The sequence below is a fragment of the Chitinophaga eiseniae genome, from assembly GCF_900167135.1.
Classification (GTDB): Bacteria; Bacteroidota; Bacteroidia; order Chitinophagales; family Chitinophagaceae; genus Chitinophaga; species Chitinophaga eiseniae.
Genome location: NZ_FUWZ01000005.1, coordinates 37,747 through 50,916, shown reverse-complemented (window position 1 = coordinate 50,916; position 13,170 = coordinate 37,747). Strand labels below are relative to the sequence as shown.

8 protein-coding genes are annotated in these 13,170 nt (G+C 49.1%); 2 read left to right on the top strand and 6 right to left on the bottom strand.

What is annotated here, in order from left to right; all coding sequences use genetic code 11:
* Window positions 1-15: 15 nt before the first annotated feature.
* The gene (locus tag B5D63_RS26335) at window positions 16-1,938 is read right to left on the bottom strand and encodes a putative porin (protein ID WP_159456176.1); all 1,923 of its coding nucleotides are present in this window, start codon (window positions 1,936-1,938) and stop codon (window positions 16-18) included.
* 73 nt (window positions 1,939-2,011) lie between these two features.
* Window positions 2,012-2,833 carry a purine-nucleoside phosphorylase gene (locus B5D63_RS26330; RefSeq protein WP_078671859.1) on the bottom strand — a complete coding sequence of 274 codons (822 nt, stop codon included), beginning with the start codon at window positions 2,831-2,833 and terminating at the stop codon, window positions 2,012-2,014.
* A gap of 129 nt (window positions 2,834-2,962) precedes the next feature.
* Between B5D63_RS26330 and sucC the strand changes: the two genes are divergently transcribed.
* Window positions 2,963-4,174 carry an ADP-forming succinate--CoA ligase subunit beta gene (sucC, locus tag B5D63_RS26325; protein WP_078671858.1) on the top strand — a complete coding sequence of 404 codons (1,212 nt, stop codon included), beginning with the start codon at window positions 2,963-2,965 and terminating at the stop codon, window positions 4,172-4,174.
* A 102-nt stretch (window positions 4,175-4,276) separates the two neighbouring features.
* Here sucC and B5D63_RS26320 read toward each other — a convergent pair whose 3' ends face one another.
* The 4 genes from B5D63_RS26320 to porW form a co-directional block, all read right to left on the bottom strand.
* The gene (locus tag B5D63_RS26320; RefSeq protein WP_078671857.1) at window positions 4,277-5,434 is read right to left on the bottom strand and encodes a thioredoxin family protein; all 1,158 of its coding nucleotides are present in this window, start codon (window positions 5,432-5,434) and stop codon (window positions 4,277-4,279) included.
* 146 nt (window positions 5,435-5,580) lie between these two features.
* Entirely contained in the window at window positions 5,581-6,609 is a 1,029-nt protein-coding gene (locus B5D63_RS26315) for a S41 family peptidase (RefSeq protein WP_078671856.1), read from the bottom strand.
* Window positions 6,610-6,734: 125 nt separating this feature from the next.
* Window positions 6,735-9,140 (bottom strand): transglycosylase domain-containing protein, encoded by a 2,406-nt coding sequence (locus tag B5D63_RS26310; RefSeq protein WP_078671855.1) that lies wholly within the window; start codon window positions 9,138-9,140, stop codon window positions 6,735-6,737.
* Window positions 9,141-9,383: 243 nt separating this feature from the next.
* A complete protein-coding gene (porW, locus tag B5D63_RS26305; RefSeq protein ID WP_159456175.1) occupies window positions 9,384-12,422 on the bottom strand; it encodes a type IX secretion system periplasmic lipoprotein PorW/SprE in 3,039 nt (1,012 codons plus the stop codon).
* 336 nt (window positions 12,423-12,758) lie between these two features.
* Here porW and B5D63_RS26300 point away from each other — a divergent pair, with 336 nt between their 5' ends.
* The gene (locus tag B5D63_RS26300) at window positions 12,759-13,043 is read left to right on the top strand and encodes a hypothetical protein (protein ID WP_235021630.1); all 285 of its coding nucleotides are present in this window, start codon (window positions 12,759-12,761) and stop codon (window positions 13,041-13,043) included.
* Window positions 13,044-13,170 lie beyond the last annotated feature (127 nt).

The window sequence follows — 13,170 nt, the reverse complement described above, 5'->3', positions numbered from 1 at the left end:
CAAGGTGCAGCCTTATCAGTTAATAAACCACCAGCGCAGTCCCAGCCTGAAGGCGAAGTTATTGTAGGGATACAGCGGGGCGGAGTGATTGTTTTCAGCAAAGAACACGTTCAGGTTTTCTGCGCGCACAAATGCGGAGAAAGACTTGATACGGAAATGGGCAAAAGCGGAAATATCCGGTGCGTTGTATTTAACGCTGGTAGTGTTCTGGTAAACGAACTGTCCGAGCAACGGAGAATAGTCGTCGGCATTATAAGAGGTATTGTAGCGAAACTCCAGTCCTGTCATCAGGTTCAGGTTCCGGTACAGTAGTTTTTCAAAGGAGAAGCGGTGGCGTGTCCAGATGGTGGGCACATTCAGCGGTCCTTCGCCATGGCGTTGCTGGAAAGCTACTTCCGCATACCAGGAGAACGGACGGATGTTGAATTTCTTACTGAATACTACCTGCAACAGGTTAAACAGGTTGGTAGCCTGGGCGCTGTGGTAATAGTCTGAAAGATAAGTGTAGTTGGTAAACAGGAAGTAGTTTACCGCCAGGTTATACTGCAACTTTCTGTTTTCCGCGGCAAACTGCAACTGGGTGGTATTTTCTTTGGACAGCGTGCTGTTGTACCAGGTATTGCGGTTACTGTTGAAAAACTTATAAACGTAGGAAGGCTCCCGGTTAACGTTGCTGACGGAGAGTTTAACATCGCCCAGCAAATCGTTGATATGCCGGCGCAGGCTGCCGTAGATACCATAATCCCCGATATTCTGGCCCACTACATAGAACTCGCCGCGGGCAGAGAAATCCCATAGTTTGTTACGGGTTTTGTTACGGTATTCTCCATGCAGCGCCAGGTTGGTGAAGTTGATGTCTGCATCGAGGAAAGTACCGCTAATCGTCTCAAACCGGGCGCCCAGATTGATAAAGTGCCCCAGGTTGCCCAGTACGGGGAACTGTATCAGCGACAGGTCGTTGGATATTGTTTTCCACTTGTGCTGCGCGTGAATGGTATCCCGGGGGATGAAATCGAACCCGTAATGCCGCGAATAGAAGGAAGTATCCTGGTTATTGTCGATGAACTGATAGTTATCGTTCTGGTAGTTGAACGTATACTGCACCCGGAAGATGGGCCGGTAGCGGTAGTAGTCCGTTGAGTCGTTGATATGGAGGGTATCGCCGCGGCCCCAGTCGTACTGTTGCTGGACCAGCAGTCCTGTTTGCTGGTACTGCGATTTCACGGGGATTTTGGTACCGAAGAAAGCATACTGGCCCACTTCCTGGTTACCGAGGTTTACATCAATGCTCTGGCGGTTTTTATACCGGTCGTTAGCCAGGAAAGTATCGCTTTTAATCCCCCCGTTTTCGCCACCCTGGAGCTTATTATAATAAAAGCTGAAATAGGTATTGGCTCTTTTATTTTTACTCTGGTAACGGGCGGTAAGCCGGTAGGTATCGTGGTTGGTGGTTTGTGAGCGGTAAAAGCCGGGTGCGTTCACTTTGCGGTAATCGAAGGCAAAGTTAAAACGGTCAGTGCGGTTTTGGGTGTGCGTCACCCCGATCACCTGCTCCTGTTTACTGCCTACGAGGTAGTTCAGTTCGGAATAGGGCCGGTTGGTGTTATAAAACCGGGCGTTGGCGTGGGTGTTGCCATAGATATCGTACGCATGAAAGCCGGCGTCGAAGCCCGGTTTCATCAACGGCGTAAAGATAATATTGCGGGCCGCCGAACCACTGTTGCCCAGCGTCATGTAGTTGGCCGGCACTTTCAGGAAGTCGATATTGAAATCAGCCACAGAGGAGTCGATGGTAAAATCTGTCGGCTCGCCGAGGTAGCGGTAAGTCAGGGTAAGTGTGTCCGGCTCTTCCTGGTGATGCATGGTATCGCGCTGCATTTTGCTGGAACCGCCGCCGCCGCCCATACCTCCAAAACGTCCGGTATTGAACTGTGCCATTAAGGAATGACTACCTGCCAACAGCAGGGCTATGAAAATAAGAAGATGCCTCATCCGAAAATGACAAAAACGTTTATAGTTGCCGGATTAATTCACTAAAGATAAGCGTTAGCTTGGGTTCTGCCGCATTGGCTGCTTCCAGTACCTCCTCATGGGTGATCACATTTTCTTCCTCACGGATGCCAATATCGGTAATAACGCTCATGGCAAAGACTTTCAGCCCGGCATGTGCCGCCACGATCACTTCGGGTACAGTGCTCATCCCTACTGCGTCGCCGCCGATGATGTGCATGTATTTGTATTCCGCCCTTGTTTCAAAGGTAGGGCCCTGTACGCCCACATATACGCCTGTATGCAGTGAAATATCGTTGGCAGCGGCAATTTCATGGGCTGCCTGGATCAGCGCTTTGGAATAAGGTTCGCTCATATCCGGGAAACGGGGGCCCAGCGTATTTTCATTGCGGCCACGCAACGGATGCTCCGGCTGCAGGTTGATATGGTCCCTGATCACCATCAGATCACCCACCTTAAACTGGTGGTTCATCCCCCCGGCGGCGTTGGAAATGAACAGGGTATGAATGCCCAGTTCTTTCATTACTCGCACCGGGAAAGTAACCTGTTTCATGGAAAAACCTTCATAATAGTGGAATCTGCCGGCCATGGCCACAATGGGCTTGCCCTGCATATATCCCAGGATCAGTTTGCCCGAATGCCCTTCCACAGTGGATTCCGGGAAATGGGGAATATCACGATAAGATATTTCGATGCTTTGTTCTATTTCTTTGGTCAGGTTACCCAGCCCGCTTCCCAATATCACCCCCGCCACAGGCGCTTCCTGCCAGTGCTTCCGGATATAATCACCAGCTGCTTTGATCTGGTCCGTTAATTCACTCATCTTTTTATGTAATTAATTAAAAGTCGGATTTAAAAATCAAACCCGCGCAAAGTTATTTTTTAATTCACAAATGACTGCAGTTTTATATTTAAATCATAATGACCTATTTTAGCGGCAAATTTTATTGCGATGAACTTACACGAGTACCAGGCTAAAGAACTGTTGAAAAAATATAATGTACCGGTTCAGGAAGGTATTCCGGTAGAAACACCGGAAGCAGCTGCCGAAGCTTACAAGCAACTGAAGGTGCAATACGGTAACGAGTTTGCAGTGGTTAAAGCGCAAATTCACGCTGGTGGACGCGGTAAAGGTAAAATCCGTGGAACTGAGCAGAGAGGCGTAGCAGTTGGAAAAAATGCGGAAGATGTGAAAACCATTGCAGGTAACATCCTGGGTGGCACACTGGTAACTATCCAGACCGGAGAAGCAGGCAAACTGGTAAACAAAGTGCTGGTAGCACAGGACGTATACTACCCGGGCCCTAACCCGGTAAAGGAATTTTACCTGTCTATCCTGCTGGACCGCGCCAAAGGCCAGAATGTGATCATGTATTCCACCGAAGGCGGTATGGATATCGAAGAAGTAGCTCACAGTACTCCCGAGAAAATATACAAAGAGTGGGTAAAACCAAACATGCCCCTGCAGCCATTCCAGGCCCGTAACATCGCTTTCAACTTCGGTCTGAGCGGCGAAGCGTTCAAAAACATGGTGAAATTTGTGACCAGCCTGTACAACGCTTACGTAGGACTGGACTGCAGCATGCTGGAAATCAACCCGTTATTCAAAACCAGCGACGAGAAAATCATCGCCGTTGACGCCAAAGTAAACCTGGACGACAACGCCCTGATGCGTCATCCCGACCTGGAAGCGCTCCGCGACATCACCGAAGAAGATCCGACCGAAGTAGAAGCAGGTAAATACAACCTCAACTTCGTAAAACTGGACGGTAACGTAGGCTGTATGGTTAACGGCGCCGGTCTGGCCATGGCTACCATGGACATGATCAAACTGAGCGGCGGTGATCCGGCCAACTTCCTGGACGTAGGAGGTACTGCCAACGCACAAACGGTAGAAGCAGGCTTCCGTATCATCCTGAAAGATCCGAAAGTAAAAGCCATCCTGATCAATATCTTCGGCGGTATCGTTCGTTGCGACAGGGTTGCACAGGGTGTTATCGACGCTTACAAATCCATCGGCAACATCAACGTTCCGATCATTGTGCGCTTACAGGGCACCAACGCCAAAGAAGCAAAAGAACTGATCGAAGCCAGCGGCCTGAAAGTACAGTCTGCGACCCTCCTCAGCGAAGCTGCTGACCTGGTAAACAAAGCACTGAACTAATCATTTGAGGCAGATATTTAAAAAAAGCGGAGATCACGATGTTGATCTCCGCTTTTTTATGCTCAAATAGATAAATAATTAAATAATAAAATACTTAAATACTTAAATACTTAAACCCTTCAGTTCCGCCTCTTCCCTGGTGGTATCGTCGCCCCAGGCTTTTTTCCTGGCTATCACCCAACCCAGGAACTTTTTGGTCGCCGCCGGGTCCACCCCTTTGCTCATACGCACCAGCCCCATCAGGTTCTCCAGGCTGGCATCGGCGGTAACCACCGCAGACGCCCATTTCAGGTACTGCGCCTTCAAAGCAGCGTCCTTCGCCAGTTCCGCACCCAGGTAAAACTGCATATACCGCACCCTGTTTTCGTTCCCGTCCGGATGGGCGGCAGCAAACTCGAGAAAAGCACGGGTATCCTTACACTTTTTGAAAAGATAGTTTTCTGCATAATACATCTGTGCATCCGCCCAGTCCTCCGGACGGTACACCGCCTGCTGCTTTTGCAGGAAAGCCTCAAAAGCGGCTTTGTCCAGCGTGGCCGGCAGCGCAGCGATATCCTGCCGCAGCAACTTCTCCATGATATTACCGTTCAGCTCCCGGCCGAAGCGGTCCAGGTAAGCCTGCCGGTTCCCGAGATAAAACACCCGGTAGTCGTCCGGCAACGTCGCGGCCATCTGCATGACTTTGAACGTCGATTCTCCCGTTTTGTCTTTCTGTTTAGCCAGATACCCGAAGATCTGATCTTTGTCACCTCCCTGGTAACCCTTGTCCCACATGGCCTTGTAGAAGTCCGGGTCTTTGGACGCCAGGCTGTTACCGAAACCGGACAATGTTTTGCCGGCCTTATGGCTGGCAACGGTGCCTTTCAGGAAAGCCATAAATTTATCGGGCTCCTGGTAACCGGAACTGCGGTCCAGCAGCCGGCCATCGCCGGAAATCACCAGGTAGGTGGGAAACCCACGCATATAATACTTGCGGCACAGGTCCATCCCAAATTGTTCCTTGAACACATCGTAACCGGTACAGATGAAGTTTTCTTCCATGTACTTTTTTACTTCCGGCCGTGGAAACACTTTCACCTCCATGTCTTTACAGGCATGGCATCCTTCAAAATACGTGTCGATAAAAATTGGTTTTTGCTCTTTTCTGGCCCTGCTGGTGAGTTCATTCCAGGTGCCTTTGATAAATTGGGTACTGTCCTGCGCAATCGCCATGACCGGCAATAACGCAGCGACCAGCAAGGCTTTGGTTAGCTTTTGCATACGCTTTTTAATGGTTTGGTTGTTGGTTGGTTGATTTGGTTTTCTCTGACCGCAATAGTAAATAATATCCCTGTAATCCTATAGGATATTGGATAAACGGCAAGCCGGGGCTGTGAAAGCATCAGGGCAACAAGTCTTCTTTTCTGTTAGTAAACCCAGTTTTTACTTTTTTTAAATAGCTGCAGTGCTTTACGGATCTTGGCATCCTCATGAACGTTTTCAAAATTGTCTCCGTTGAGTATTTCGAAATCCGGAACAATGCTGGTTTTATAAACTTTATGATTTCTATCTATAACATAGTCTGTGGAGAGATTGATGGCAGCTGATTTTCCAATCTCAAATCCCTGCACCGCAGTCGTATAATTAGCAGTCGGTTCCCCTACTAAATACAGGTTGGGCCTTCCGATAAAGGAAATGGCTGTCATTTCACCTGCACTTGCTGTATAACCACTTATCAGCATAACAACTGGAATACGGGCTTTGTCGGGATACGCCAAACCGGATTTCCTTTCCAATCGGGTCCCATCAATCAAAAGATGATGGTCCTTTATCTCCCAATTGCCGCTGGGTTCATTCTGAGCATTTCTAAATCCTCCAAAAACCACATCATTACCAATAAATTCTTTAAGGGCCAATAATATCGGGTACATATTTCCCCCGGTGTTAACCCTCAGGTCAATTATCCATCCTTTAATATTCTCACCGTCAATGGCATTAATATTTGAGACGATATCATTTGCAATGCTGTCTACTTTCTTAAAACCGAAATCATTATTTCCCGGAATCCTGATGTAGCCATAATTACCGTTAATGAGCCGGCTGCTGACGTTGGTTGCTGTTTTTAATTTTGCTTTTAGATACGGATTAACATAGGAAGACTTCTTCGTCCAGCCGTAGGTTTTTCCTTTATATTTTAAGCTCCCATGATAATCATCAAGGCCTTTGAACACATCTTCAAACAAAGGCGCTACTTCATCAATGGAGGTCAGGTTTTGCGATTTTTCGTAGAGAACATTTTTTATCAGCGCTATATTCCCTGCATTAATTGAATTCGATTTTATTAACGCTATAGATCTGTCCAGGAATAATTTAACACTATCATTCTTAAAAGTCTGAGCATTTGAAAATTGGGGGAGGAAGAAAAAAAATAAAACTACTACAATGTATCTGCGCATTACTGAATATTTGTGTGGACTATGGCTGACAAAGCTATCGAATTAATTGAATTGAATTTCAGTAAAAGGATAACCGGATTTGTATTATGAAGAAGGGCCGACCTTTTGGGTCAGCCCTTCTTTCGTTAACTATCTTTTTTAGGAGGATATATTGCTTTAGGTGTGGAGGCAGGCGTTCCTTTGTCTTTATTATCTTCTTTAGGTTTGGGTGGCGCCGGCTTTTCTTCTTTCGGCTTCGTGGTTTCCTGCGCCGGCTTGTCAGCTCCCGGCGAGTACATATCTTCTTCGCCGGTCTGGTAGTCGGACTCAGAACCATTACCGATGTCTTCCGCTTCTGCACCGGGTTTCACGTTGGTGTCGAAGTTGGAATACGTTTCATCGGTCATATTGGCCGGTACCTCGAACTTGTCATTGCTGGATACTTTCAGCGTATTATCGGCAAATACTTTTTGCATGAAATAAGCCCAGATAGGCAGGCCGGTGTTGGCGCCCTGGCCGATACCCGTGGTGGCAAAGTGGATAAAGTTGTTTTCGCAACCTACCCAGGCGCCTGCCAGCAGTTTGGGTGTATAACCCATAAACCAGCCATCCGTATTATCGTTGGTGGTACCGGTTTTACCGGCCATTTCACCCTGCATCTTATAAGTGCCGCGCATACGGGCGCCCGTACCGCCGGGCTGCAATACGCCTTCCATCATCTTCACCATGGTGTAAGCTTCTTTCTCGCTGATCACCTCCCGTTTCACCGGGGCGAAAGTTTCGAGGATATTGCCATAGCGGTCTTCTATGCGGGTAATGTAGATCGGTTTGGTGTTGATACCTCTGCCGGGGAACATGGTGTAAGCCTGTAACATCTCATACAGGGAAATTTCAGATACCCCGAGCGCGATGGATGGATAAGGCTCAATTTTACTGGTAAAGCCGATTTTGTTCTGCGCAAAATCTGCGAAAGCTTTGGCGCCGATCTGTTTGATCAGGTACGCAGATACCAGGTTGAGCGACCTGGCCAGCGCGCCTGCCATAGAGATGCTGCCGCCAACGCTGCCTTCAGAGTTGCGGCTCAGGGTCCAGTTACCGATGGTGATCGGTTCGTTGGGCAGCATGGTATTGGGCGACATCCCATTCATGATGGCAAAGCAATACAGGAAAGGTTTGAAGGTAGAGCCTACCTGGCGGCGCGTTTTAGCGACGTGGTCATTTTTGAAGTAGCGGAAATCCGGACCGCCTACCCATGCTTTCACCTCACCGCTTTCCGGGTCCATGGCCATAAAGCCGGCCTGTAACACGGCACGCATGTATTTGATGGAATCCAGCGGCGTCATCACGGTATCGATCTCGTTCAGGTCTGGTTCGGTATAACTTCTCCAGGCAAATACCTTCATTTTGGTAGGTGTATTGAACGATTTGGTGATCTCTTCATCAGACGCCTCCGCTTCTTTCATATTGTGGTAACGGTCAGATTCTTTCGTGTATTTGTCGAGGTACTGCGGCCATTTTTTCCATACGCTGCCTGTTTTTACATCATTCTGTTTAGACAGGTATTTCTGCAGGGTCTGCAGGTGACGGGATACCGCTTCTTCCGCATACAATTGCATACGCGGATTAATAGTGGTATATATTTTCAGGCCGTCACGGTAAAGGTTATACGGAGTACCGTCTGCTTTATTATGATTTTTACACCAGGCTTTCACCTCGTCGCGCAGTACTTCGCGGAAATAAGGCGCCAGTCCTTTGTTGTGGTCTATCTTATTATAGTGCAATACAATAGGCTTGCTTTTAGCAGCCGCTGCTTCCGCGGAGGTGATGAAGTTGGCTTCCACCATATTATCGATCACTGTATTGCGGCGGGCCAGGGCCAGTTGCGGGTTACGGCGCGGGTTGTAAAGGGTGTTGCCTTTCAGCATGCCCACCAGTATAGCGGCTTCCTCGATGGAGAGGTGGCCGGCATCTTTGCTGAAGAAAGTGCGGGCGCCGTTTTCAATACCATATACGTTATCACCGAAAGCGACGGTGTTCAGGTAAAGCGTCAGGATTTCCTGTTTGGTGAAGTTCCTTTCCAGTTTCACGGCGATGATCCATTCCTGCAGTTTCTGAAAGCCCCTGCTGATAGGATTGGTAGCACGTTGCTTACCGAGGTTATCAGTTTGCAGGTTGAGCGCCAGCTGCTGGGTGATGGTGCTGGAACCACGTTTTTTACCAATCAGCAGGTAAAAAGGAATAGCCATTGTGCCTTTGGCATCGATACCGGAGTTCTGGTAAAAGCGGGTTTCTTCGGTAGCGATCAGGGCGTTGATCACATTTTTGGAAATTTCATTGAAGTCGCTGCTGGAGCGGTCTACCTGGTAATATTTACCCAAGATGGTCCCATCATCGGCGATCACTTCGGAAGCCAGCGCAGCGCGCGGGTTTTCCAGTTCCTCCATAGACGGCATATTACCAATGACTCTGAAGTTGATCAATAAGATAAAGAGAACAAACAGTGCTAAAATACCAAACGCTACACGCCACAATATTTTCACCGATTTTTTCATGCGCTATATAAATTTGTTTTGCGGCGTACGCCGAGTTTTTTGGACAGTTGCTAGTTGGCTGTTAAACTAAATATTTAATAAACGGCCTCTAACAGCAATAAACAGGCCTGTTTACTAACAGTTTGACCCACAAATCTATTAAATATTTAGGGATTTACTGATTTTGAGATTTCGGGATTTCGGGGTATTATGGCGCAACAACCATTAAATCAAAAAATCACCAAATCACGAAATCCCTAAATATCATTGTGTTACATAATTGTCAGTAAAAAACTTCCTGTAACCCATCAGGTCTTTGGTGCTGTTGAGCAGGATGAAGTTATCCCGTGAAATGACAAAAAAGGAATAATCGCTTGGCCTGATCCGCGGGATGATGCTGATGGCAGCCTCTTCCCTGATTTCATCAAAATAGTTCAGCGCTTTGTCTTCATTCGGGAAGATCCTGAAAATCAGCATCGTTTCAGAAGGAGACAATACAAAGCTGCCCACCTCGATTTTGTCGGTAGCGTGTTTACTGGCGTTGTACCGGGTGAACTGGTTGAGCCCTTCGTCCATCAGTTCTTTGGAGACGCGCTGGAATGCCAGCACGACGAAGTGCGGGTTATCTGCTGAAAGTTTATAGGGTGTCACGGGTTTGGGTGGCGGAGGCGGCGCCACGGTAGCGATGGGCGCAGTGGGCACGTTGCCGGCTATTTTGTTGGAAACATGCGCGGAATCTGCCAGGGCGGCGGGCGTTTTGCTGCCGTTGAGGCGGTCTACCAGCACCGGCTGCGGGTTTTGCCAGGGGTACCGCATGGAGATGTTTTCATCTACCAGCGGACCGCCATCGGCGTCTTTCCGGATTTCCAGTTTAGCGAGATAGCTGACCAGTTCGTTGCGGTGGTCGAGTGCGTCCAGCAGGGCTTTTGTTTGTTGCTGGATACCGTCGTCGCCGGGATATTTGTCCATTACGGCCAGTACGGCTCTGCGGGAGGCCTGTGTGGAGTCCACCCCGATGAGGGTGTCCTGTTTCACCAGTGCCATGGCTTCGAGCAGGTCAAATTTGCCCTGCATGAAATTGGTGCCATAGGTGCTGTCGGCGCGGCGTTTGATGGCCAGTGCGCCGGCCACGTCTCCGCTGCGGAAAGCCGTATAGGCGGAGTCGTAAGTAGCGCTGATCGTCTTTTTGCGGGCCAGATCGGTATCACGGTTGCCGCCGGAGCGAATGATATCTGCGTAGTTGGTGTTACCGTACTGCGTGAGTATCATGTTTTTATAGCGGGCGGCTTCTGCCGGATGGTTCAGTTTGCCCTGCCATACGTAGAGCGAGTAGAGTATCTCGGGTTTACGCGGATGGTCGGGATATTTGAGCAGCAGCGAGTCGTAGGTTTCTATTGCCAGCGGATAATTTTCGAGTTTATCGTAGTACAGTTTACCCAGTTCGAAGCGGGCATCCTGGTCCATTTTGTGGGAGTTGTCCAGTTTCTCCGGCGTCAGGGGCAGGCCTGCTGCGAGGCGTTCTGCGGTGATGCTGTCTGCCGGCAGGTTTTCCGGCGTGGCGGCAGCGGTAGCCGCGTCTGTGCTCACCTGTACGGGAGCGTCGTTATTATTGCCGGCAGTGTTGAGGTTACCGGCCTGGCTGCGGCGCCAGTTGTCGGCCACCTGGCGGCTGCCCCAGCGGCGTTTAAATTCGGAATAACCGGTCGATTTACTGGCCGGGTTATAAAAATACCAATCCCCTTTTTCTTCTTTGGGGCTATAGGCGCCGCCGTTGTTGTTCATTCCGAAAGCCGGGTTGTCGTACGAATTGGCGGCCTGCATGGCATCCTTCTTTTTCTTTTCGGCAGCAGCTGTTTTGAGGGTGGCTGCCATTTTCGCGAGGAAGATGTTGCGGTCGGATTCCGGCATGGCGGCGATACGTTGCAGGCTGTCCTCCCGGTGGATGATGGTCTGTTTGGCGGCCACGTCAGTAAGTACCGTTTTCCGGACGTTGACGGTGGCGGCGTCCACGAATTCGGCGGTCATGGTGCCGGCGGTGCTGTCATAGTATTTTTTGGCGTCCAGGTACTGGCGCTGTTCGTAGTAGATATCGGCAATGGCTTTATAGGTCAGCGTACGCTGTACCATATTATCACCTCCTTCTTTAAGGGATTTACGAAGGTATCCCAGGGCCACGGCGGTGTCTCCCGGGTACGAGAGGGTGCCCATGGTGTAGAGGATGGCGTCGCGGAAGTGGCTGAAACGTTCTTTTTTCAGCATATGGCGCAGGCCTTCCAGGCTGCGGGCCAGTCCGCCTTCTTCTTTCGCGTTGATTTTAGCGATCTGGAGGCGGGCCTGGAAGTCCATCATGGGATCGGGTTTGCTGGCGATCACGTCGCGGAACTTGTCCATGGCCGAATCGGCGTGGTGCAGCTGCAGGTACAGCTGACCAAGGATGAAGGACATCCTCGCTCTGGCCACACGATCGCGGCTTTTATCGATCGCTGCTTTCAGTGGTTCTATGGTTTCCGGGTAGCGGGCCTGCACATAGTTGCTGTAGGCTCTTACCTCTGCCAGGCCGCCATCGAGGCGGTGCGGGAAGTTGGGGTCGGAGCTCAGGATGTTGAGCAGCGCCTGTACTTCATCGTAGTCTTTTTGTTCCAGCAGGGTTTTAGCGCGCCAGAGGAAGGCGTCGTTACGGGCGGCCACGTGTTTGAAGCGGCCGAAGAAGCCTTTGCGTTTTTCGCGGGTGGCGATGGAGATATGATCGTTTTCACTGGCGCCCACCACGGTTTTGTATTCGTCTTTTTTCTTGGGGGCGAAAGTGAGGTTGATGTATTGGAAGGTTTTGTTGGCATTTTCCAGGTCGCCTTCATAGAAGTAGGCGCGTCCCATGAGGAGGAAGCAGTCGTCGATCCATTTGCCCCTGGGGTCGTGCAGCTGGATGGCCATATTGGTTTTTTCGATCACCGAGTCCAGCTCTGTTTTGCTGAATCCCTGGCTTTGCAGGCTGGTAGGGTAAAACGGCAGCAATACGTTGTAGTTGTCCTGACCGTCACGGCTGACCGTCTTCACTACCTTGTCCAGTTTTACCCGGGCATGGAAGTAATAGTTATAGCGGGTCGCCAGGTTCTGGAAGAACCTGCGTTTGAAATTCCAGTGCTTCTTTTCCAGCATCACTTCGGAAGGAGGTCTCCTGTCCTGTATCCGCGGCTCTTTTGATTTGAAGAGCGGCTTATTGAGTAGCGGCCTTGGGGACTGGCCCTGAGGGTCCTGCTGTGGTTGCTGCTGCTGTGCCTGGCTACGGGGCTTGATTTGAGCCAAAACCGCCGGAGATCCCATGCACAATAAAAAAAATAATACCGGATAAAGACGTAGCGATTTATAGCAATTCATGGATGCCAGGGTGTATAGGCTATATATATAACTGTAAGTTTGAAAAAATATTTTAAAGATAGGATAAAATAGTGGATTGATTGGTGGGATTGATTAACTTTAGCCGCCTGAAAACGAATAAATCTCTATAAGCACACTGAAAAAATGGCCAGGAAGGGGAAAAAAAACAACAGACGAAACCTTGAGAAACTCAGTCATAAGTACCGTCTGGTAATTATGAATGAGGATACCTATGAAGAAGTGACATCCTTCAAATTGTCCAGAATGAGTGTGTATATTGCCTTGAGTACCCTGTTTGTATTACTGGTGGCCATTACTGTGGCGACGGTAGTATTTACGCCTTTACGTTATTATATCCCGGGCTATGGAGACCTGAAACAGCGCAAGGAGTTCATCCATCTCAAAATGAGGGCGGATTCCCTGGAAACAGCCATTAATCAGCGGGACCTCTACCTGAAAAACATCAAACAAGTGATCAATGGAGATTTTACCGGCAAACTGGACACAACCATGTTAAAAGTGCCGAAAGTAGACAACAGCACCTATTAAAATCAACGACTTAGAAAGTATAGAGCATTGCGGACGAATCACAACTAATTGGACATTGTTATTTGAACTGGATTGTTAAAGTGTTCGGGATAAACCATATCCGGTAGTGACCAAAAAATAACCAAAA